Source organism: Brachybacterium sp. YJGR34 (genome assembly GCF_003347015.1).
GTDB lineage: Bacteria > Actinomycetota > Actinomycetes > Actinomycetales > Dermabacteraceae > Brachybacterium.
The window spans coordinates 15,677-38,074 of sequence record NZ_PNFB01000024.1 but is presented as its reverse complement, the minus strand read 5'-3'; the positions used below and the strand labels follow the sequence as shown (position 1 = coordinate 38,074).

Here is a 22,398-nt window from a genome sequence, read left to right as displayed (position 1 = left end):
TGAGAGGGGTGGTGGGTGCGTCGTCAGGCGAGGTGCTGCCCGAGCTCCTTCATGAGGATCGAGAAGGAGATCGCCCCGGGGTCGGGGGTGCCCAGCGACTTGTCGCCCAGCACGCGGGAGCGTCCCATCCGGGCGGTGATCTCGGCGGTGGCGTCGGCCGCCTCGCGGGCGACCTGGGCCGCGGCGGTGATCGCCGCCGCGGCGTCGTCGCCGGTGAAGGACTCGGCCAGGGCTGCGCGGAAGGGGATGGCGGCGTCGACCATGGTCTTGTCGCCCTGCTGGGCGCCGCCCAGGCGGAGCACGGCGTCGATCCCCGCGTCGAGGGCCTCGACGACGGTGGCGGGGGAGGAGCCGGCATCGTCGGCGAAGACGCCGCCGGCCGCGGTGAGGGCAGCGCCCCACAGCGCCCCGGAGGTGCCGCCGGCGGACTCGGCCCAGGCATCGCCCGCGCGGAGCAGCACGGTGCGGGCGCCCGCACCGTCCTCGAGCGCCGCCCGGCCGGCGGCCGCGGCGCCCTTGGAGCCGTAGGCCATGCCCTGGCCGTGGTCGCCGTCGCCCGCGATCGCGTCGATGCGGCCCAGCTCGGCCTCCTCGCGCGCGCAGACGCTCTCGAACAGGTCCAGCACGGTGCCGATCCGCGCGGCGACCTCGCGGGACTCCGCGGTGGCCTCCGGGGTGGTGTCCGCTCCGGCGACCCAGAAGTCCTCGCGGCGCGGGCGCTCGACCTGCGGCATCGCCCCGCGGTGGTAGGCGGGGGTGTCCACGGGTGCGAGCCAGTGCTGCTCGAGCTCCTCGTCGAGGAACACCAGGGTCAGCGACAGCCCGGCCATGTCGAGGCTGGTGATGAACTCGCCCACCTCGGGGCGCACCGGCGTGATGCCCGCGGCCTCGAGCAGCTCGGCGACCTTCGCGTAGACGACGAAGAGCTCCTCGTGCTTGACCGTGCCCAGGCCGTTGAGGATGACCGCGGCGCGGCCGGCGTAGCCGCCCTCGGTCCGTGCGGGCTGCTCGGCGAGGATGCCCTCGACGAGGAGGCGGGCGATCTCGGAGGCGGTGCCGATGGGCTCGTCGCGCACGCCGGGCTCGCCGTGGATGCCCAGGCCCACGCCCATCTGGCCCTCGGGCACATGGAACAGCGCCTCGGAGGCGCCGGGCAGGGTGCAGCCGTCGAAGGCGACGCCGAAGGAGCGGGTGGCGTCATTGGCCTTCCACGCGATCCGCTCCGCCTCGTCGAGAGCCGCGCCGGCCTCGATCGCGGCGCCGGCGATCTTGAACACCGGCAGGTCACCGGCGATGCCGCGGCGGTCGCGGTGGTTCTCCGGGGTGTTCGAGACGATGTCGTCGCTGACCTTGATGATCCGCACGTCGATGCCCTCGGCACGCAGCTTCTCGGCCGCCGCGCCGAAGTGCAGCACGTCGCCCGCGTAGTTCCCGAAGCCGAGCACCACACCGCCGCCGTTCTCGGCGTTGCGGGCCACCGAGTAGACCTGCGAGGCCGAGGGGGAGGCGAACACATTGCCGCAGGGGGCGCCGTGCGCCATGCCGGGGCCCACCCAGCCGGCGAAGGCCGGGTAGTGGCCGGAACCGCCGCCGATCACGAGGGCGGGCTGGCCCTCCGGGGTCTCGGTGGCGCGCACGACGCCGCCGTGCACGGTGGCGACGTGGCCGGGGTGGGAGAGGGCGAGTCCGGTGACCGCCTCCGCGGCGAAGTCGGCCGGATCGTTGAAGAGATACGTCATCGGTGAGATTCCTCCAGGCGCTCGGTCGGGGGGCCGACGACGCGCAGTCGTTGCCGAACCTGACGGGGCGAGTGCCCCACGGCTCGAATAATCCTATAGGAATGTGGGTGCTGTGGACAGGGGGCGGTCGATCGCGCCGCTCAGATCACCAACCACACGAGGCTGAGGATGATCATCGAGGTGAACCCCAGGATCGTGGTCAGCACGGTCCAGGTGCGCAGGCCGTCGGCCACCGAGAGCCCGAGGAACTTGGTGGCGATCCAGAACCCCGAGTCGTTGATGTGGGACAGGGAGACCGAGCCCAGGCCGATGGCCAGGATGATCAGCGCCACCTGGAGCGAGGAGTAGTCCCCGGCCAGCACCGTGCTCTGGACGATCCCGGCCGCCGAGAGCGTCGCGACCGTCCCCGAGCCCTGCGCGACCTTGAAGGCCAGGGCCATGAGGAAGGCGAGCAGCAGGATCGGGACGCCGGCGCCGATCAGGAGGCCGGAGACGGCATCGCCCACGCCGGTCTCGGTGAGCACCTTGGCGAACACGCCGCCCGCGCCGGTGACGAGGATGACGAGAGCGGCCGGGCCCAGGGAGCCGTCCATGAGCTCGCTCATCTGCTGCCGGCCCCAGCCGTGCATGATCCCCAGCAGGTACATCGCCGCGAGCGTCGCGACCAGGAGCGCGAAGCCGGGCGCGCCGATGAAGGAGACCACGTTCGCGGCGGTGGAGCCCTCCTCGAACAGGACGCTGCCGATGGTGCCGCTGGCGATCATCAGGATGGGCAGCAGGATCACGGCGATGACCAGGCCCGCGGAGGGGCGGGTCGCAGTCGGCGCGTCCGTGACGGCGGTCGCCGTCCCGCCGGCCGCGCCGCTGCCGGAGGCCGGGCCGTCGCCGGAGGTCGCGGTGTCGGCCCGGGAGCCGGTGTCGCCGCCGGAGATGTCCGTGCCGCCGAAGCTCGCTGCGCCCGCGAGGGCGTACTTCTGCTGCACCTCGGGGGAGAGGAGGAAGGTGGGCCGGGAGGTGACCCGCTTGCCGGCGACGTAGACCAGAACGCCCATCGGGATCGCGAGGGCGATGCCCAGGACGGTCACCAGGCCCATGAGGTCCTCGCCCAGGAGGGTGGTGGAGCCGACCACGCCGGGATGCGGGGGCACGGTGTTGTGGATGAACACCATGAACACGGCCACCGGCATGCCGATCGCGACCGGTCCGCGATGGCCGGCCGCCTTCGCGAAGGCGAAGATGATCGGCACCAGGATGATGAAGGCGACGTCGAAGAAGATCGGGATCGCGATCAGCCCGGAGGCGATCAGCAGCGCCTGGGACAGGCGCTTCTCGCCCAGCACCTCCGCGGCGCGGTGGGCGATGATCTCGGCTCCGCCGGTCTTCTCGATGATGCCGCCCAGCATCGCGCCCAGTCCCACCAGCAGCGCGACGGACCCGAGGGTCCCGCCCATCCCCTCGATGACCAGCGGGATGATGTCCTGGATCGCGATGCCGCCGGCGAGGGCGGTGAGCACCGAGACGAAGAGCAGGGAGAGGAACGCCGGCCACTTCAGCACGATGACGGTGACCAGCAGGACGACGATCGCGCCGACGGCGATCAGGGTGAGGACGAGAGGATCCATCGTTGGGCCTTTCGTAGGCCCGGGGCGGCCGCCGTCGGCCGCCCCGGGGAGTCAGGGGTGGGGCCTCAGCGCTCGATCTTGTCGAGGTCGAGCATCTGGGCGAGGACCTTGTCGAGCTCCGCGTCGTCCCAGATCTTGGTCCAGTCCGGCGAGATGATCGACTCGCGGCCGTAGTCCATGGCGCGCAGGCACGCGTCGGAGAACGGGTTGGAGCCGCGCAGGGCGTTGGTCAGAGAGATGAAGATGTGGCCGTAGAACAGGGCCTTGACGGCCGGCTCCGGGATGCCCACCTCGTTGACGGCGTGGTCCATCGAGTCCTTGAGGAACTGGCCGATCATGCAGCCGGTGGTCTCGACCAGCGTGGGCTCGAGCTGCGCGAGCTGCTTGACGGTGACCCAGTGGACGTCGATGACCGGGGCGTAGATCGCGCGGATCACCGCGGCGGTGCGCTCGCGGATCTGCTCGTCCTCGCCCTCGTAGGCCGCGACGACCTCCTGGGGGGCGGCGATGCCGCCGAAGGTGTCCGCCCACTCCTCCTTGGTGGTGCGCTCGAGGAAGACCGAGGGGTGCGCGGGGTGCGCGACGGCCTGGTGGACGCCCTCGCGCTCGGTGAGCAGGCCGGCGTAGGCGGCGGCGGGGTCGAGGGTCAGCAGCACCGAGCCGTCCTTCATCAGCGGCACGGCCTGCGCGGAGATCTTCCCGAGGATGACGTCGGGCACGGCGAGGATGACGACGTCCGCGCTCGCGGCGGCCTCCTCGAGGGTGCTGACCTCGCGGCCCAGCTCCTTCAGCCGCTCCTGGCCGGCCTCCGAGGCCTCCACGTAGAAGATCGGGGCGTCGGTGAGGTTGAGGTTGTTGGAGACGCGGGTGCCCATCTTCCCGGCGGCGCCGACGACGGCGACGCTGATCGACGGGTCCAGCTCGACGGTCTTGCCGAACAGGGGGTTGAGCTCCTTGTTGCTCATGGGGTGACTCCTTCGTGTCGTGGCCCGGGGGCCGGGAGGGGGTCGGCCGGACGCGGCCGACGGCTTCGGTGGGTTCTCAGGCGCGATGGGCCTCGCGCCAGCGGCGCAGGGCGTCGAGGGTGCGGTCGGTCCAGGCGCGCTCGGCGGCGAGGGTGGTCTCGAGGTCCCCCTGCCAGGGCAGCCAGTGCTCGACGATCGCGCTGGGGGAGCGGGTGCCGTCCCCGTAGACGGCCTCGAGCTCGTGCTCGAGGTCCAGCAGGCCCTCGCCCAGCGGGGCGCCGGAGTAGGTGAAGCCCACCCAGCCCTCCTGGCGGGCGAAGGCGAAGTCCTTGACGTGCAGGTTCGCGGTCCGCGGGGCGCAGGCGTCGATGACCTGGTCGGGGTGCTCGAGGGCGGAGACGCAGTTGGCGGGGTCCAGGCACACGCCCACCCGGGGGGAGTCCACCTGTTCGATGACCCCGAGCAGCGTCGCGGTGGGCACCTGCTCGTAGGTTTCCAGCGCCAGGGTGATGCCGGCGTCCTCGAGGCGGGGGAGGAGGGTGCGCAGGGTGTCGACCACGGCCCGGGTGCCGCCGGCGATCTCCTGGGTCTGGATCATCGAGCGCAGGGTCTCGGCGCCGAGGGCCTCGGCGATCCCGAGGTAGCGGGTGAGATGGTCGCGGCCGACGGTCCGGGTGCCGAGCTCGAGCGCGATCCCCTGCTGCTCGGCCCGTGTGCGCAGCGTACGCAGGCCCGCGGCGTCCTCGGCCTCGATCCGGGGGTCGTCGCAGATCTGGAACACCTCGCAGCCCAGCTCCGCGGCGCGGTCGATCATGCCGGCGATCCCCAGGGGCCGGGGGTTGCGGTCCTGGAACTCCCAGAACAGGGCGTAGGTGCCGATGCCGATCTTCATGCGGTCCTCCATGCGCGGTTCACTCCGTCGTGCGGGTCGCGGTTGCTGCGACGGCCGGGGCGACGGGGCCGACGGGCGGGGGACGTTCCCCGCACCGGCCGCTGCTCCGGACGTGGGGCCGAGAGTAGACTCGATCCCTCCAACTGGTCAACCGGTTGGCCAGTTATGCGGGAGGTCGGGCTCCGCGTGCTGGTCGCGCCTGTGGATCGGCGGGATGTGAGGACCTGACCACTCCCGATGACAGGCGCGACGCGAGGAGCGCGTGCGCCGCCCGGCGATCCGACCGGAAGGGCGTCTCGACGGGGCCCCGGCTCGTGGCGCCACGGTCGGATGTGCCGGTATCGGCGGCCGGAGCGGCACGATCGACCTCCGGAACGACGGGCTGAGCGATCGCCCCCGGTACTGTGTGACGCTGTGAGCATCCCGCCCCCGCCCTCCGCCGGTCCTGTCGCCGACGACGGCTCCGCGCCGCGCTTCGGGCCGGGCCGCGTCGTGCCCGAGGGACTGAGCCGCTCTCCGAGCAGCGCGGTCACCTACCGCCTGCTCGACCTCCTGCTGGGAGAGTCGATGCGTCCGGGCGACCGTCTGCCCGGGGAGCGCGCCCTCGCCGAGGAGCTCGGCGTGGGGCGCAGCGCGGTGCGCGAGGCGATCTCCGCGCTCGAGGTGCTCGGCGTGGTCGAGACTCGTGCCGGATCCGGCACCTACCTGCGCTCGAACACCTCGGAGCTGCTGCCCAGCACGCTCTCCTGGTCCCTGCTCATGGATCAGGAGCGCACCGCCGAGCTGACCGTGGTGCGCAACGCGCTCGAGCGCTCGGCCGCGCGGAGCGCGGCGCTGGGCGCGACCGAGGAGCAGCGTGCCAAGCTCATGGACCTGGTCGCCCAGCAGCGGGCGGCGGCCGACGACGCCGAGGGGTACGTCGCCGCCGATGTCGCCTTCCATCGCGAGCTCGCCCTGATGGCCGGCAACTCCCTGCTGGGAGAGCTGCTCGCCACGACCCGCTCCCTGCTGCGGGTCTGGTTCGACCGCGCCGTGGACAACCGCGAGGACATCGACCGCGCGATCGCGGAGCACGACGAGATCGCCCGGGCCATCGGTGACGGGGACGCCGCCGCGGCTGCCGAGGCGATGGAGCGGCACATGACCACCGCCACCGAGCGCATCCTCCGCGCGAGCTCCGCGACCGACTGACGGGTCGCGACCGGGCGGAGTCGCTCGGAGCATCACCGCGTTCCTCAGAATCTGTGCCCTGTTTCGGATATCGACCGGGAGGGGAGCATTGCGGTGCGCCGCGCCCGCCGTTTCCGAGGGCGCAGAATCACGGAGGGCGGTGTTCTCGAGCGGAGTCCCGTTGCCCGCATGTCGGACGCGCGGGAACGCGCTGTCCCTTCCTATAGGATGATGCGCAATAGGATCGAGGCATCGGCGTCTCGAGAGGCTGTGCGCCGGACGCCAGAAATGGAGCGTCAGGATGGTTGTGCGGCGACAGGTCCTCCGCGCCGAGGTCGAGGAACTGATCCTCCAGCGTCTGTTGGAGAGCAGATGGAAGCCGGGCTCCCGGATCAGCATCGACGGTGTCGCCCGGGACCTCGAGGTCTCCCCGACACCGGTCCGCGAAGCGATGGTCGCCCTCGAGCGCTCGGGGTTGGTCGAGTACGTGGCGCTGCGCGGATACGTGGTCGCCCCGGTGCTCGAACCCGCCCAGATGGCCGAGCTGCTGGACGCGCGCCGGGCGGTCGAGGCCGCTGCGCTCGAGCGGGCCTTCGAGGACGTCGACGCCCTGGTGGAGAACCTGGAGGCGGCGCACGCCGTGCACGGGGACGTGATCGCGCAGATCCGAGAATCAGGGGAGGTCACGTACGAGTTGCTGCAGGAGCACTTCCGGGCTGACTGGGGTTTCCACGAGGTCATCTTCGACCTGGCGGACAATCGGTATCTCACCCGGATGGTCGAGACGCTCCGCGGCCACACCCATCGCATGCGACAGACCTGGGCGGGCGGCCCACCGGCCCTCGACATCCACGAGGCCTACGAGGAGCACGGCCGCATCCTCGACAAGGTGCGCCAGCACCACCATGACGGTGCGCTGGACGCTCTGGCTCGGCACCTTGACGAGGTTCTCCAACGCTCGACGGCGGTCCCCGACGTCTCGATCGAGTAGGCGACGACATGGTCCCGGTCGGTGGTCCGCTGCTCGCCGGACCGACCGCACCCTCGAGCGGCTCGACGGCCGCTCGGTCCCCTCTGATTCCGTCCTCTCCTTCTGCGCTTGACATCCTGCGAGGCGTGCCGGAGGATAATCCAGGATCCTATTGGATAGTGAGTGGATCATTCGGGGCCTGAGCCCCTCCCAATGTTGGGACCGACCACGGAAGAGGACAACGATGCCCGCCACCGCCCCCCGTATTGCTCTGACCTTCGGCGACTTCTCGGGGATCGGTCCCGAGCTCGCCGTCCGCCTGCTCGCAGAGCCGGGAAATCTCGACAAGGCACAGGTTCTGGCCCTGGTCTCCCAGAGCGAGTTCGATCGTGCCTGCGCTGCGGCGGGAGTGACGGTGCCGACGGCGGACGTCCCCACCACCGGAGCGGTGCATCTGGTCGGCTCGTCGCGCCAGGACATCGATGTGCCGGTCGCCGAGGTGTCCGTCGCCGCCGGAACCCGCGTCATGGAGGATCTCGAGAAGGCGTTGGCGATGTTCAAGGACGGGCAGGTCGACTCGATCATGTTCCTCCCGCTGAACAAGACATCGCTCCACCGTGCGGGAATGCATGAGGAGGATGAGCTGCGCTGGTTCGCCAAGGAGCTCGGCTTCGACGCCTTCACCAGCGAGCTGAACTTCGTCCCGGGACTGACCACCTCGCGCGTCACCTCGCACGTCCCGATCTCCGAGGTCGCCCGGCACATCAGCGCCGACCGCGTGCGTCAGGCCGTTCGCCTGCTCCACCGGGTCGTGCTGGGCACCGGGGTCGAGCACCCCCGGATCGCTGTCGCGGCACTGAATCCCCATGCCGGCGAGAACGGCCAGTTCGGCCGCGAGGAGATCGACCACATCGCCCCCGGTGTTGAACTCGCCCGCGAGGTCGATGGCATCGATGTGAAGGGACCGTTCCCGAGCGACACCTTGTTCATCAAGGCGCGCGACGGCCAGTTCGACGGCGTGGTGACCATGTACCACGATCAGGGTCAGATCGCCGTGAAGCTCATGGGCTTCGACCAGGGCGTGACGGTCCAGGGTGGCCTGCCGGTGCCGATCGCCACGCCGGCTCACGGGACGGCCTACGAGATCGTGGGCAAGAACATCGCGCATCTCGGCCCGAGCCAGCGCGCGTTCGACATCTCCGTCGGTCTCGGAGCCCAGACTGCCGAGTCGCGAGCATCGTGACCCGCGGCTCCGCCGCGCCGGGCTTCGACTGACGGGACCTGCCGCGGAGCACGTGCGGGGGAGCGTGGACGCACCGCGTCCCCAGAGCTCCGCCCGGATCGCACCACCGAAACGCATCCACCGAAGAAGACCTGCGCCGATGTCGCGGTGAGGACTCGCCGCGCACGGCACCGCCACCACCTACGCGTCGACCATCGACGGTCGACCGTCTCAACGAGGAGATGACCATGAAACGACGTTCCCTTCTTGCTGCCGGAGCACTCGGCACGCTCGGCATGACGCTCGCCGCCTGCGGCGAGAGCGGCGGATCCGGCGAGGACGGAGAGTTCGATCCGGGCAATCGAGTGACCATGATCGTGCCGTTCTCCGCGGGCGGCGGGTCCGATATCGCCGGGCGCGCCATCGCCGCCGGGCTCGAGGAGGTCACCGGCTCGACGGTCACCGTGGAGAACCGCGTGGGCGGCTCTGGCGCGGTGGGCTACTCCGACCTGAGGAACTCCGAGGGGGACGGATCGGTCCTGCTCGCCTCCGAGACGGCGCTCAACACTCTGCCGATCGTCCAGGACGTCGACTTCACGTACGAGTCGTTCACCCCGATCATGAAGGCGGGCGAGGACTTCAACATCGTCGTCGTCGCCGCGGACTCGCCCTACCAGTCGATCTCCGATGTCATCGACGCCGCCAAGTCCGAGCAGCTCACCGCGGCGGTCTCCGGATCCACGGGCCCCGACCACATCGCGTGGAGCCTCATCGAGCAGGAGCAGGACATCACCCTGGAGCGAGTGACCTTCGAGTCGAGCTCCGAGGTGCTGGCCGCCCTGATGGGCGGGCACGTCCAGGTCGCGGCCTCCAACCCCGGCGAGCTCACCGGTCAGCTCGAATCGGGCGACATCCGGGCGCTGTGCGCCCTCGCTCCCGAGCGCTACGAGTACGAGCTGCTCGCCGATATCCCCACGGGCGCCGAAGAAGGCGTGAACGTGACCTTCGCCCAGTGGCGCGGTTTCATCGCTCCCGGCGGCATCGAGGATGCCGCACGGGAGTACTGGATCGAGAAGGCCAAGGAGTACGAGAAGACCGAGGCCTTCAGCGAGTTCATCGAGTCCAACATGCTCCAGCCCGTGACGGCGTACGGGGACGAGTTCGTCTCCTACCTCGAGCAGTACTCCGCCGACGTCGAGTCCGCGCTCGGAAACTGACGTCGTCTCGAGACGGGAGTGGGAATGACTGAGTCCACGATCGGGGTGACGCCTCGACGCACGAAGCCCAAGACCAGCGATGTCGTTGGCACGGGGATCCTGGCTGTGCTGGGCCTCGTGGCAGTGATCATGGGGCTCGGCTACGGGTTCCTCGGTGAGGACGGGCAGATCGGGCCCGGGTTCATGCCCGTGACGACCGGTGCCTTCATCGTCATCGCCTCGCTCACCGAGATCGCTCGTCTCTATCTCGCGCGGGACGGGCACGCTTCGGCAGGGCTCGGCGGCCTGGCCGACGAGCTCTCCGCCGAGGCGGCGGCCGTCCAGAAGTCCGCGCATGGCGAATCCGCTGACGACACCGCGTCGACGCCCGCCGAGGAGAAGGGCGAGGAGCTCGACACCTTCGGTCGCACTGCCAAGCAGCGCGCCCGCACGGTCCCTCTGATCTTCGCCGTCCTGCTTGCCGCCCTCCTGCTCACGCAGCTGATCGGCATGCTGCTCGCCCTGGCGACGATGATGCTCGCCCTCCTCCTCGTCATCGAGAGGAAGCCCGTCCTGCCCTCCGTGCTGGCATCCGCTGCCGTGCTGGTGGCGGCCTATCTGATCTTCGTCCAGATGCTCGGGGTCCCCCTGCCCCAGGGCCTGCTCGGAATCCTGTGAGGAGTCCTCGATGATCGACAATCTGATGCTCGGGATCGAGACCGCGGTCAGCCCGGAGAATCTCCTCTGGTGCGCCGTGGGCGTGGTCCTCGGGACCCTGATCGGCCTGATGCCGGGCCTCGGCTCCGCGACCGGTGTGGCCATCCTGCTGCCGGTGACCCTGACCATGGAGCCGGTGACCGCCCTCATCATGCTGGCGGGGATCTACTACGGCAGCCAATACGGAGCCTCGACGAGCTCCATCCTGATCTCGACACCCGGCGACTCGTCGTCGGTGGTGCTGACGCTCGACGGTTATCGCATGGCGAGGAACGGACGCGCCGGCGCCGCTCTGGCGATCTCCGCCATCTCCTCCTTCATCGCGGCGATCATCTCGCTGATGGTGCTGCTGGCTCTGGCTGCACCGGTGGCGTCGTGGGCCCTCAACTTCGGGCCCCCCGAGACGCTCGCGATCATCCTGCTGGGGATGGCGACGATCGTGACCTTCGCGGGCGAGAACATGCTGCGCGGGATCATCATGGCGGCCGCCGGGCTGCTGCTCGCGATGATCGGCACGGCATCGGGATTCACCACGGCCCGCTTCACGTTCGGCAGCATGAACCTGCTCAGCGGACTGGAGTTCGTCGCCGTGATGATCGGGATCTTCGCCATCGGCGAGGTCGTCCATCAGATCCACCGCGGCGGCGAGAAGCCGATCCGGGCGCGTCTGCGCGACCTGATGCTGACGAAGGACGAAGCCAAGCGGATTCTCCCGCCTGCCCTGCGGGGGACTTTCCTGGGCACCGCCCTCGGCGTCCTGCCGGGCGCCGGTGCCACGCTCGCCTCGTTCATGTCCTACGGGCTCGAAGGGCGCGTCAGCAAGCATCGCAAGGAACTGGGCAGCGGGGCCGTCGAAGGGGTCGCGGCACCGGAGGCGTCCAACAACGCCGCCGCGAACTCGAGCTTCATCCCCACCCTTGCGCTCGGCATTCCCGGGTCAGGCACGACGGCCATCCTCCTGGGGGCGTTCGTGATCTTCGGACTGCAGCCCGGCCCGATGCTCTTCGAGCAGCAGCCGGACCTGGTGTGGGGTCTGCTGGTCTCCTTCTTCTTCGGGAATCTGCTGCTGCTGGTGCTGAACCTTCCGCTGGCACCTGTCTTCGCCCAGGTGCTGCGGATCCCGTACAGCTACCTGTACCCGATCATCATCGTCCTCAGCATGGTCGGTGCCTACGCGGTGGGCAACAGCATGTTCGCCGTGTGGGTCGTGTTCTTCGCCGGTGCCCTCGGCTATTTCATGAAGCGCTACGGGTTCCCGGCGGCTCCGCTGGTGCTGGGCCTGGTGCTCGGCCCGATGCTCGAGCGCAGCCTGGTGCAGACCTCCTCGATGGGACACGGGAACCTGCTGATCGTCTTCGAGCGGCCGCTCTCCGCGTTCTTCATGGTGCTCGCGATCCTGGCCTTCGTCGGTCCGCCGCTCCTGGGCGTGATCAACCGCCGACGCGAGCGCTCCCGCCAGGAGAAGGCCGCGACGCCGGCGTGACGTCTCCGTCGTGACCGCTCTCGGCGGTGGCGGGGGTGCCGGTGCACCTTCGCCGCCGCCGCCCCCATCGGACGCCCCGCGGCGATGGCTTCCCAGACGGCCGATTGATCCTATAGGATCGAGGTACGGACGGACCCCTACGGAAGGACAGAGATGTTCACGGCGGAGAACTGGCCCATCGGGGCGAACATGCTGTCGTTTGGCAATCGGACCTCGGACGGCACCCCCACGCTGGAGGCCTCCTCCTCCGTCTGGGCGTCGCAGCTGCGCAAGGTCAAGGCCCTCGGCGTCGACCAGATCGATCCCACCGACGCCTGGCTGCCGCTCGCCAAGCTCAGCGACGAGCGGGTCGAGGAGTTCCGCCGGGTGCTGGACGGCGAGGGCATGTCGCTCTCCTCGATCTCCATGACCCGCAACTCGGTGGTCGACGTCGAGCACGGCGAGGAGAACCTCGCCGATGCGCTGCGCTTCATCGAGCTCGCCCCGAGCTTCGGCGTGGGCGTGGTGAACACCGGCTTCATGCAGGCCATCACCGAGAAGCAGGCCAAGGCCATCTGGTTCTGGCTCGAGGACGGCCACCACGACGACCCGGCGCTGCGCGACCTCGCGATCGAGCGCGTGCGCCTCCTCGGCGACGCCGCGGCGGCGCAGGGCATCCAGCTCAGCCTCGAGATGTACGAGGACACCTACGTGGGCACCGCGGATGAGGCCGTGTCCTTCGTCCAGGACGTCGACCACCAGGCCGTGGGCCTGAACCCGGACCTCGGCAACCTCGTGCGTCTGCACCGCGAGGTCGAGCCGTGGCCGGAGATGTTCGAGAAGGTCCTGCCGCACGCGAACTTCTGGCACATCAAGAACTACACGCGCGACTATGATCCCGCCACCGGCGCGTACGCCACCGCCCCGATGCCCCTGAAGACCGGGTACATCAACTACCGCCAGGTGATCGAGCGCGCCCTGGAGCTGGGCTACAGCGGACCCTTCTGCTGCGAGCACTACGGCTCCGATTCCCTCGGCGTCATCGCCGAGAACGTCCAGTACGTCCGGCAGGTGCTGACCTCCGCGCTCGCCTGAGCGCGCGGGGTCGCGCCCCGCCCCGTCCCGAAGAACGAAGGAGTTCTGATGGATCCGACACTGCTCGTCGCCCTCGTGGTCGGCATCGCGCTGATCATCGTCATCGTCCTGAGGACGCGCCTGGACGCGTTCTCCGGCCTGCTCATCGCCTCGGTGGTGATCGGACTGATCGCCGGGCAGTCGCTGCCCGGCATCGTCGGATCCATCAAGACCGGTTTCGGCAACACCCTGGCCTCGATCGGCATCGTCATCGGACTGGGCGTGGCCATCGGCAAGATCCTCGAGGTCTCCGGTGCCGCCCGGTCCATCGCCGTGGCCTTCCTCCGCCTGTTCGGCAAGGGGCGGGAGCCCTGGGCCATGACCAGCATCGGCGCGCTGATCTCGGTCCCGGTCTTCTGCGACTCGGGCTACGTGATCATGAACCCGCTGGCCCGCGCCATCGCCCGCGTGAAGCGGTACGGCTACGCGACCCTGGGCATCGCCCTCGCCGGCGGCATGGTCATCACGCACCACTTCGTGCCGCCCACACCGGGACCGCTCGGCGTGGCCGGCATCCTCGGGGCGAGCGTGGGCTCGGTGATCATGGTCGGGCTGGTCTTCACGGTCCTCATGATCCCGGTGGTCACGCTCTACGCGAAGTGGATCGGTCCCCGGGTGGAGCCGCTCATCGGCGCCGAGGTCCAGGAGGCCGTCTACGGCGATGTGCGGGCCGACCGCTCCCCGGCGGCCGTGGCCGCCGACGGCGGAGGGCGCACAGGCGCCGGCGGCTCCGCCGGTGCCGACGCCCAGGCCGGCTCCGACTCCGTCGACCTGGAGAGCCTCACGCAGGAGAGCCCCGAGCTGGGGGAGCGCCCGGAGGGAGCCGCGCCGCATCGGGTGGGACCCGTGCTGGGCCTGCTGCCGCTGGTGGTCCCGATCGTGCTGATCGTGATGAACACGGTCGTCTCCGCGCTCGACATGGACGCCCAGGGCACCGCCCTCCCCGCGGACTACGTGCCCTCCACCTGGGCGGGCCCGTTCGTGTTCCTCGGCGACCCGGTGATCGCCCTGCTGATCGGTCTGGTGCTCGCGGTCTATCTGCTGCTCCCGCGCTGGACGCCGCGGAAGACCAGCCATCGCTGGCTGGCCGACGCGGCGGCGGACGCCGGCCTGATCCTGCTGATCACCGGCGCCGGCGGTGGGCTGGGCCAGGTGCTGCGCGACACCGGGATCGGCGACGCCCTCGCCGAGACCATCGGCGCCCTGCCCCTGCCGTCCTTCCTGCTGCCCTTCCTCATCGCTTCGATCGTGCGCATCGCCCAGGGCTCGGGCACGGTCTCGATGATCACCGCCGCTTCGGTCACGGCGCCCGTGATGGCGACCATCGGTCTGGACCCGCTGGTCGCCGTGATGGCCTGCGTTTCCGGTGCGATGGTCTGCAGCTACTTCAACGACTCCTACTTCTGGGTGGTCACCCGCTTCCTCGGTCTCGAGGGAACGGCGGCCCTCAAGGCCCACTCCGGGATGACCACCGTCATGTGGGCCGCATCCATCCCGATGCTGTTTGTCCTGAGCCTCGTGCTCGGGGCGAGCGGCTGAGCAGCGGACCGCACCCGCGGCCCCGCACCCCTGCTGACCCCTATCGAACGGAGAGCATCATGTCCCTCGAGATCCGCACCATCCAGCCCTTCCCCGCCCAGCGGACCGCCGTCGTCACCGGCGCCGGCGCCGAGCGCGGCATCGGCCGGCGCGTCGCCCGCAAGCTCCTGGCCGAGGGCTGGAGCGTGGCTGCGGCCGACATCGACGGCGCCGCCGCCGAGGCCTTCGCGGCCGAGGTCACCGCCGAGCTGCCCGCCGACAGCGGCCAGAAGGTGATCGGCGTCGGCGTCGACATCTCCGACCAGGCCGCCGTCGACGCCGCCTTCGCGCGGATCGACGCCGAGATGCCCCCGGTCATCGCCCTGGTGAACCTCGCCGGCATCCCCAGCCCCCACTCGATCTTCGAGATCACCTCCGAGATCTGGGACCGGGTCATGGACGTCAACGGCAAGGGCACCCTGCTGATGACGCAGGCCGCGGCCCGTCGGATGATCGACGGCGGCGCCGGCGGGCGCATCGTCAACACCTCGTCGATCACCGCTCTCGACGGCGGCGGCACCTTCTCCAAGACCGGCTACGCGGCGGCGAAGGCGGCGGTGCAGGGGCTCACCCGCGGCACCGCCCGCGAGCTCGGGACGCACGGCATCACCGCCAATGTCATCCTGCCCGGCCCGATCGACACCGACATCATGGGCGGCACCCTCACCGACGACCGCAAGGAGGGCATGAGCGCGAACATCCCGCTGCAGCGCGTGGGCCAGCCCGAGGAGGTCGCCGGCCTGATCAACTTCCTGGTCAGCGAGGACTCCAGCTACGTCAACGGCACCTCGATCAGCGTCGACGGCGGCAAGCACATGCACTGAGCCCGACCGGCCCCGGGGCGCCGCCCCGGGGCCCTGCCGCCGCCGCGCCCCGATCCGATCACGAAGGAGCACCTGTGCCCGACTCCCCTCTCTCCGGCGCCCTCGAATTCGCGAGGATGCTCGCGGCCGGCGGCTTCCGCCTGGATCCCCTCGACGCCGCCCCCTCCATCGAGGACGTGCGGCAGCTCGCGCGGAAGCGCCTGCCCACCATGGCCTTCGACATCATCGACGGGGCCTCCAACCACGAGCTCACCGCCGACGCGAACGTCCGCGACCTGGCCGAGGTGACCTTCCGGCCCCGCTGGATGACGGACATCTCCCGGATCGACACCTCCACCACCGTGGACGGCATGGAGCTCGAGCGCCCCTACATCATGGGACCGCTGGGTCTGCAGCGCATGATCGGCGGCGAGGGGGAGATGGGCGCGGTGCGCGCCGCGGGGCGGGCGAACATCCCCTTCACCATCTCCACCGCCTCGAACTGGGCGATGGAGGAGCTCGCCGAGCAGGCCACCGGGCCGATCTGGTACCAGCTGTACATGTACAAGAGCCAGACCATCGTCGCGGACCTCATCGCCCGGGCACGGGCCATCGGCGCCGAGGTGCTGGTGGTGACCGTGGACGTCCCCCTGAACGGGAAGCGGTACCGCGATCACCGCAACGGCATGTCCATCCCCCCGAAGATCACCCCGCGCAACGCGGTCCAGGCCATCCGGCACCTGGACTGGACCCGCGCGATCATGAGGCCCCCGGCGATCGGGTTCCGCAATCTCAAGGACCAGATCCAGGGCGACAACGCCGTCTCGCATCAGGAGTTCGTCGCGAAGTACCTCGCGAACCTCTCGCTCACCTGGGAGGACATCCGCGAGGTGAGGCGGCAGTGGGACGGTCCGGTGTACATCAAGGGCATCCTCACCCCGGAGGACGCGCGGCGTGCCCGCGCCGCCGGCGCGCAGGGCATCTACGTCTCCAACCACGGAGGCCGCCAGCTGGACTCCTCGCCCAGCACCATCAGCGCCCTGCCCGAGATCGTCGACGCGGTGGGGGAGGAGATGACGGTCGTCTTCGACTCCGGCATCCGCACCGGTGACGACATCGCCAAGGCGCTCGCCGTCGGCGCCGACCTCGTCTCGATCGGCCGGGCCTGGGGCTACGGCAACGCCGCCTACGGGGAGCGGGGCGTGACGCACGTGCTGGACATCCTCGACGGCGAGCTCGAGCTGGCCATGGGACAGCTGGGCGCCACCAGCATCGACGCCCTGGATCGCAGCGTGGTGCAGTACCCCGAGGCCTGGCACGGCGCCGGCATGCACCGCGAACCCGAGCCCGCCCACCTGTCGATGCACGAGGGGACCGCCCGATGAGCGCCTCCTGGACCCTCGCCGTCACCGCCGACTACTCCGAGGACGACGGCTCGACCATCTACGGCGACATCGGCCTGCGCACCCTCGCCGAGCACGGCATCGCCTGGTCCCGCGTGGGCACCGAGGACGGGGTGCTGCGCCCCGGCGAGCTCGAGGGCTTCGACGCGGTGCTGCTGCTCAGCGGAGCCCGCCTGGGCCGTGAGCAGCTCGAGGGGGTCACGACGCTGCGGCACGTGGCCCGCTTCGGCGCCGGCTTCGACTCCGTGGACCTCGACGCCTGCGATGAGCGCGGGATCACCGTCACCAACGCCCCCACCGGGCTGCGGGTCCCGATGGCGCACACCGCGCTGACCTTCCTCTTCGCCCTGGCCCACTCCCTGCTGCCGAAGGATCGCCTGGTGCGGGAGGCGGACTGGGGCCGCAAGGCGCAGTACCGCGGGCCCGGCCTGGACTCCGCGACCGTCGGGATGATCGGGCTGGGCGGGATCGGCCGCGAGACCGTGCGCCAGCTGCGCGCTCTGGACCTCGAGGTCATCGCGTGGAACCGCTCGCCTCGGCCCGAGTTCTGCGCCGAGGCGGGCATCGAGCAGCTCCCCTTCGACGAGGTGATCGCGCGCAGCGACTACCTCATCGTCACCGTCGCCGCGAACCAGGGCACCCGCCACCTCATCGGCGCCCGTGAGCTCGCGATGATGAAGGACACCGCCTTCCTCATCAACATCGCCCGCGGCGCCGTGGTCGACGAGCCAGCCCTGGTCACAGCGCTCCAGGAGGGAACGCTCGCCGGCGCCGGCCTGGACGTGTTCGAGGTGGAGCCGCTGCCCGCCCACAGCCCCCTGATCGAGCTGGAGAACGTGATCCTGACCCCGCACTCCCTGTGCTGGACCGCGGACTTCGCCCGCGCCACCGGGGCCGAGGTGCTCGGGGAGGTGATCGCGATGGCGAGCGGGCAGCGACCGCGCAACATCGTGAACACCCCGGGCGGGGCCGGGGAGACGTCATGACCGAACGCTCCGCGGCCGACGAGGCCCGCATCGCCGCGCTCACCGCCGTCGTCACCGGCGCCGCCTCGCCCCGCGGCCTGGGGCGCGGGGTGGCCCTGCGCCTGGCCGCCGAGGGTCGCCCGCTCGCCCTGCTGGACCTCGACGCCGAGGGGCTCGAGGAGGCCGCCGAGCAGGCGCGCGCCGCCGGCGCCCCGCAGGTCCTCACCGCGAGGGTCGACGTGGCCGACGCCGCCTCGGTCGATGCCGCGATCAGCGGGCTCGAGGAGGACCCGCAGCTGCCCGCCGTGGGCGCCCTGGTGTGCTGCGCGGGCATCGCCGATCCCACCCCGTTCCTGGAGCTGACCGGGGAGAGCTTCCTGCGGACGCTCTCGATCAACACCCTGGGCACCTTCCACCTCGCCCAGCGCGTGCTGCCGGGGATGCTCGAGCAGGGTCTGGGCCGGATCGTGGCGATGAGCTCGACCGCCGCGCAGGACGGCGGCGGGAACTTCTCGACCTCCGCCTACGCCGCGTCCAAGGCCGGGGTCGAGGGCCTGATCCGGGGCCTGGCCAAGGAGGTCGCCGGCACCGGCGTCACCACCGCCGCGATCGCCCCGGCCAATATCGACACCGACATCATGGGCGGGCGCCTCGAGGGGGAGCGGCGCGAGGAGTTCGTCGCCCGCACCCCGGTGGGGCGGCTCGGCACGGTCCAGGAGCTCGGCGAGCTGGTCGCCTTCCTCGTCGGCCCGTACGGCGGTTTCACCACCGGCGCCACCTACAACCTCAACGGCGGCCTGCGCGTCGGGTGATCGACGTGCTGTGAGCTTGCGAACGGTAGGAGGTCAGCCAGCAGGCGCAGCCTGACCGCGCCCCGCCGCCCCGTCGCGGCAGCGCGCGGCGGCCGCTCAGCGCAGGCGGGCGCGCGTGACGCGTGGGACGGACGACGCCGCGGCGTCGTCGGCCGCGAAGCTGCTCGAGAGCCGGGAGAAGGACCCCATCAGGTGCGCGCGCATCGCCGCCTCGGCGGCCTCCGGGTCGCAGGCCGCGACGGCCTCGAGGATCGCGGTGTGCTCCTCCTGTGTGGTGAGCCCCTCGGCATCGACCTGGTGGAGCCGGAAGACGTGCACGTGTGCGTGCAGCTGCTCGAAGGTGGTGGGCAGCAGGGGATTGCCCGCCGCCTCCATCAGGTGCTGGTGGAAGCGGCGGTCGTGCTGCGCCCGCCGCGCCTGCACCGCCCGCTCGCTGCCGTGGAGCGCGGCGAGGACCTCGAGCTCCTCGCGCAGGCGGGGCGCGGGATTGCTGAGGCGCTCGGTGGCGGCCTCGCGGGCGGCCCAGGGCTCCAGCAGCAGCCGCATCTCGAACAGTGCCACCAGGGCGTCGTGATCGATGAGCCTGGTGACCTCGTACCCGCGGGGCGCCGCACGGACCACCAGACGGTCGCCCTCGAGGCGGTGCAGGGCCTCGCGCACCGGGGTCTGGGAGACGCCGAGCCGCGAGGACTCCTCGAGGATCGAGATCCGCGCCCCGGGTTCGAGATCGTGCTGGACGATCCGGGTGCGCAGGGCCTCGTAGACGTTCTCCGGGGGATCCGACGCGGTCACTGCGGTCCTTCCTCGAGGGGTGGGGCGGTCAGCCGCCGAGCAGTCGGGGCAGCGCGGTGCTGAGGGCGGGCACGAAGGTGATCAGGGCCAGCACTGCGAGCATCGGCCCGAAGAAGGGCAGCACGCCCCGGATCACGCGGGTCACCGGCACCTTCGTCACCGAGGAGAGCACGAACAGCACCAGCCCCACGGGCGGGGTGAGCAGTCCGATCATCAGGTTGAAGATCATCATCACCGCGAAGTGCGTGGGGTCGATCCCGTGGACGTCGGCGATCGGCGCCAGGACCGGCACCAGGATGAGGATCGCGGCGGTGGGCTCGAGCACGGCGCCGACGACCAGCAGCACGATGTTCACCAGCAGCAGGAAGACCAGCGGGCGGTCCGTGATCTGCAGGATCAGCTCGCTCATCACCTGCGGGGCCTGCTCCCGGGCGAGCACCCATCCGAACAGGGAGGCGCTGGTGACGATGATCAGCACGCTGCCGGTGGTCTCCACCGTCGAGGCGGCGATCCGGCCCAGCGACTTCCCGGTGAGGGTGCGGTAGCACAGCGCGAGAATCGCGACGTAGGCGACGCCGAGGGCCGAGGCCTCGGTGGGCGTGACGATGCCGGAGAGGATCCCGCCGAGGATGATGATCGCGGCGCCGGCGACGGGGAGCGCCTTGGCCACGTCCGTGATCCGTCGGCGCATCGGCGGCTTCTCCAGCCGCAGGTGGTCGAGCTTCCGGGTCTGGACCCACACCATGAGGCAGAGCACCGCCACCAGCACGAGAGCCGGGACGATCCCCGCCATGAACAGCGAGCTCACCGAGAGCCCGGCGGTGACCGCGTAGATGATCGCGGGGATCGACGGGGGGATCATCGGGGCGATGAGCGAGGCGGCGCCGGTGATGCCGAGCGCGAAGCCCTCGGGGTAGCCGCGCTGCTTCATGGCCGGCACCTGGATGCGGCCCATCGCCGCGGCATCGGAGATCGCCGCGCCGCTCATCCAGGAGAAGCCGAAGCTGGTGGCGATGTTGACGTAGCCCAGCGAGCCGCGGACATGTCCGATCGCGCTGGTCGCGGCGTTGAACAGGCGGTCGGTGGCGCCCGAGACGTTGGCGAGGTTGCCCAGCAGGATGAACATCGGCACCGCGAGGATCGCGAAGTCGAAGACGCCCGAGGCGGTCTGTTGAGCGGCCAGTGCCGCCGTCGCCGTGTCGTCGAGGATGATGTAGACGATCGAGGGGATGAGCAGCGCGATCCACACCGGGACGCGCAGCGCGAGCAGGATCAGCAGCGCGCCGAACATGATCAGCAGGACCACGGGATCACAGCCCTTCCATCGCGGCGGTCTTCTCGACCGCATCGGGGATCTCCGCGGGGTGGCGGAGATACAGGACGATGTTCAGCGCCGTGTGGCCGAGGATCATCAGGTACCCCACGAGCACCGCGCCGTACAGCAGCGGCATCGGCAGACCGGTCGCGGTCATCGTGAGCGCCCGGGTGAGCACCATGAGCGAGATCGCGGCCCACACCATGTAGGCGCTGGCCGCCACGACCAGCAGCATCGCAATGATCTGCGAGGCCGTCGCGAGGCGCCGGGGCAGATAGACCGCGAGGATGTCCACGGCGATGTGCGCATTGCGGGAGGCCACGAAACCGGCGCCCACGAAGGTCAGCCACACCACCAGCAGGCGCGCGATCTCCTCGCTCCACGGCAGCGGCATGTTCAGCACGTAGCGGGTGAAGATCTGGAACAGGATGACGCCGAAGACGGCGACCAGCAGGCCTCCGGAGACGTAGCGCTCGAGGTCCACCAAGCGGGCGTAGGCCCACCACTTCTGCTCGTAGTGGTCGCGCTCGATGTACGCCTCCAGCGGCGGGGACTGGCCGTCGTGGGTGCCGGGGACGGGCTTGGGGGAGGACATGCTCACTGGACCGACTCCTGGATCTCGAGGTAGAGGTCGCCCCACGGCACCGTGTCCGGGAACTCCTCGGCGATGAGCTCCTGGAAGGCGGCGACGTCGACCTCGTCGTTGACCTCGATGACGTCCTCGTCCCGCCACTGCTGCAGCGTCTCCTGCTCGGCCTCGACGATGCAGTCGCGGGTGGCCACGCGCGCCTTCTCCATGGCCTCCTCGACCCCCTCCCGCTCCGCGGTGCTCAGGGAGTCCATGAAGCGCTCGGAGGAGATGATGTTGACGGCCTGGACCATGTGCCCGGTGAGGTTCAGGTAGTCCTGGACCTCGTAGAACTTCTGCACGTCGATGGTGGGGATGGGGTTCTCCTGGGCGTCGATCGCCCCCTGCTGGAGCCCGAGGTAGGCCTCGGAGAGCGCCATCGGGGTGGCGCTGCCCTGCATGATCCCGAAGCTCGTGATGTACAGCGGGGCGTCGGGGGTGCGGATCTTCAGGCCGACGAGATCCTCCGGCTCGGTGATCTCGACGTTCGAGGTGATGTGGCGGGTGCCGTAGTACCAGGTGCTGGTCACCCGCAGGCCGGTCTCGGCGGCCATCTCGTCGTACACCTCCTCCATGATCTCGCCGGTGGTGGCCTCGTCGAACTGCTCGACGTCGGTGAAGAGGAAGGGGGCGTCCAGCACGGCGGCGTCCTCGTACCAGATGCCGAGGAAGGAGGGGCCGACGACCCCCAGCTCGAGGCCGCCGGTGGCGATCTGCTCCGTGGTCTCGCCCTCACCGCCGATCTGGCCGGCGGGGTAGGTCTCCACGGCGAAGCCGTCGTCCGCGAGCTCGGAGCGCAGCGTCGCGGCGCCGCAGGTCTCGACCGGATGGCTGGGGTCGTACTGATGGGCGAAGCGGAGGACGCGGGCGTCGGGATCGACGGACCGCGCCTCGATCTGACTGGTGTCGACCGGCTCCCAGAGCCCGCACCCGGCCAGGGCGAGGACGGACAGCACGGCGGCGACCAGGGTGGCAGGCCGGCGCGAACGGCGGGGTGACGTCATCGTCACGGT

General features: G+C 70.5%; 20 protein-coding genes. 12 read left to right on the top strand and 8 right to left on the bottom strand.

The annotated features are described in order from the left end of the window. Nucleotides 1-23: 23 nt before the first annotated feature. The 4 genes from CXH06_RS16140 to CXH06_RS16125 form a co-directional block, all read right to left on the bottom strand. Nucleotides 24-1,739, bottom strand: coding sequence for a dihydroxyacetone kinase family protein (locus CXH06_RS16140; RefSeq protein ID WP_114856225.1), 1,716 nt, complete (start codon nt 1,737-1,739; stop codon nt 24-26). Between the two features lie 140 nt (nt 1,740-1,879). After that, nucleotides 1,880-3,361: an SLC13 family permease gene (locus CXH06_RS16135; protein ID WP_114856224.1), complete on the bottom strand. Its 1,482-nt coding sequence runs from the start codon at nt 3,359-3,361 to the stop codon at nt 1,880-1,882. 65 nt (nt 3,362-3,426) lie between these two features. Further along, the gene (locus CXH06_RS16130) at nt 3,427-4,326 is read right to left on the bottom strand and encodes a phosphogluconate dehydrogenase C-terminal domain-containing protein (protein ID WP_114856223.1); all 900 of its coding nucleotides are present in this window, start codon (nt 4,324-4,326) and stop codon (nt 3,427-3,429) included. Between the two features lie 76 nt (nt 4,327-4,402). Continuing rightward, nucleotides 4,403-5,218, bottom strand: coding sequence for a sugar phosphate isomerase/epimerase (locus CXH06_RS16125; protein ID WP_114856251.1), 816 nt, complete (start codon nt 5,216-5,218; stop codon nt 4,403-4,405). Nucleotides 5,219-5,632: 414 nt separating this feature from the next. Between CXH06_RS16125 and CXH06_RS18735 the strand changes: the two genes are divergently transcribed. The 12 genes from CXH06_RS18735 (at nt 5,633) to CXH06_RS16065 (ending at nt 18,650) form a co-directional block, all read left to right on the top strand. Continuing rightward, entirely contained in the window at nt 5,633-6,409 is a 777-nt protein-coding gene (locus CXH06_RS18735) for a FadR/GntR family transcriptional regulator (RefSeq protein ID WP_304650813.1), read from the top strand. A 280-nt stretch (nt 6,410-6,689) separates the two neighbouring features. Further along, a complete protein-coding gene (locus tag CXH06_RS16115; protein ID WP_114856221.1) occupies nt 6,690-7,379 on the top strand; it encodes a GntR family transcriptional regulator in 690 nt (229 codons plus the stop codon). A 223-nt stretch (nt 7,380-7,602) separates the two neighbouring features. Continuing rightward, nucleotides 7,603-8,601, top strand: a complete 999-nt coding sequence (locus tag CXH06_RS16110) for a 4-hydroxythreonine-4-phosphate dehydrogenase PdxA (RefSeq protein ID WP_114856220.1) — start codon at nt 7,603-7,605, stop codon at nt 8,599-8,601. A gap of 227 nt (nt 8,602-8,828) precedes the next feature. Continuing rightward, nucleotides 8,829-9,797 carry a tripartite tricarboxylate transporter substrate binding protein gene (locus CXH06_RS16105; RefSeq protein ID WP_232820396.1) on the top strand — a complete coding sequence of 323 codons (969 nt, stop codon included), beginning with the start codon at nt 8,829-8,831 and terminating at the stop codon, nt 9,795-9,797. 24 nt (nt 9,798-9,821) lie between these two features. Then, nucleotides 9,822-10,454: a tripartite tricarboxylate transporter TctB family protein gene (locus CXH06_RS16100; protein WP_114856218.1), complete on the top strand. Its 633-nt coding sequence runs from the start codon at nt 9,822-9,824 to the stop codon at nt 10,452-10,454. 10 nt (nt 10,455-10,464) lie between these two features. Beyond that, on the top strand, nt 10,465-11,976 hold the full coding sequence (locus CXH06_RS16095; RefSeq protein WP_114856217.1) for a tripartite tricarboxylate transporter permease: 1,512 nt from the start codon (nt 10,465-10,467) through the stop codon (nt 11,974-11,976). Between the two features lie 153 nt (nt 11,977-12,129). After that, nucleotides 12,130-13,050 (top strand): sugar phosphate isomerase/epimerase, encoded by a 921-nt coding sequence (locus CXH06_RS16090; protein ID WP_114856216.1) that lies wholly within the window; start codon nt 12,130-12,132, stop codon nt 13,048-13,050. A gap of 48 nt (nt 13,051-13,098) precedes the next feature. After that, complete coding sequence (locus CXH06_RS16085; protein WP_114856215.1) at nt 13,099-14,628, top strand: GntP family permease; 1,530 nt, start codon at nt 13,099-13,101, stop codon at nt 14,626-14,628. 59 nt (nt 14,629-14,687) lie between these two features. After that, complete coding sequence (locus tag CXH06_RS16080; protein WP_114856214.1) at nt 14,688-15,491, top strand: SDR family NAD(P)-dependent oxidoreductase; 804 nt, start codon at nt 14,688-14,690, stop codon at nt 15,489-15,491. 74 nt (nt 15,492-15,565) lie between these two features. Continuing rightward, nucleotides 15,566-16,855 (top strand): alpha-hydroxy acid oxidase, encoded by a 1,290-nt coding sequence (locus tag CXH06_RS16075; protein WP_114856213.1) that lies wholly within the window; start codon nt 15,566-15,568, stop codon nt 16,853-16,855. Then, on the top strand, nt 16,852-17,859 hold the full coding sequence (locus CXH06_RS16070) for a D-isomer specific 2-hydroxyacid dehydrogenase family protein (RefSeq protein ID WP_114856212.1): 1,008 nt from the start codon (nt 16,852-16,854) through the stop codon (nt 17,857-17,859). Before CXH06_RS16075 ends, CXH06_RS16070 begins: the two co-directional genes overlap by 4 nt. Next, a complete protein-coding gene (locus tag CXH06_RS16065) occupies nt 17,856-18,650 on the top strand; it encodes an SDR family NAD(P)-dependent oxidoreductase (RefSeq protein WP_114856211.1) in 795 nt (264 codons plus the stop codon). Before CXH06_RS16070 ends, CXH06_RS16065 begins: the two co-directional genes overlap by 4 nt. Nucleotides 18,651-18,746: 96 nt before the next feature. Here CXH06_RS16065 and CXH06_RS16060 read toward each other — a convergent pair whose 3' ends face one another. Genes CXH06_RS16060 through CXH06_RS16045 form a run of 4 tightly spaced genes read right to left on the bottom strand, consistent with a single transcriptional unit; the run spans nt 18,747 to nt 22,389 of the window. After that, nucleotides 18,747-19,442: a GntR family transcriptional regulator gene (locus CXH06_RS16060; RefSeq protein ID WP_114856210.1), complete on the bottom strand. Its 696-nt coding sequence runs from the start codon at nt 19,440-19,442 to the stop codon at nt 18,747-18,749. 28 nt (nt 19,443-19,470) lie between these two features. After that, the gene (locus CXH06_RS16055; protein ID WP_114856209.1) at nt 19,471-20,748 is read right to left on the bottom strand and encodes a TRAP transporter large permease; all 1,278 of its coding nucleotides are present in this window, start codon (nt 20,746-20,748) and stop codon (nt 19,471-19,473) included. Between the two features lie 4 nt (nt 20,749-20,752). Further along, nucleotides 20,753-21,352, bottom strand: coding sequence for a TRAP transporter small permease (locus CXH06_RS16050; protein ID WP_114856208.1), 600 nt, complete (start codon nt 21,350-21,352; stop codon nt 20,753-20,755). Between the two features lie 2 nt (nt 21,353-21,354). Next, on the bottom strand, nt 21,355-22,389 hold the full coding sequence (locus tag CXH06_RS16045; RefSeq protein ID WP_114856207.1) for a DctP family TRAP transporter solute-binding subunit: 1,035 nt from the start codon (nt 22,387-22,389) through the stop codon (nt 21,355-21,357). Between the last annotated feature and the right edge of the window lie 9 nt (nt 22,390-22,398).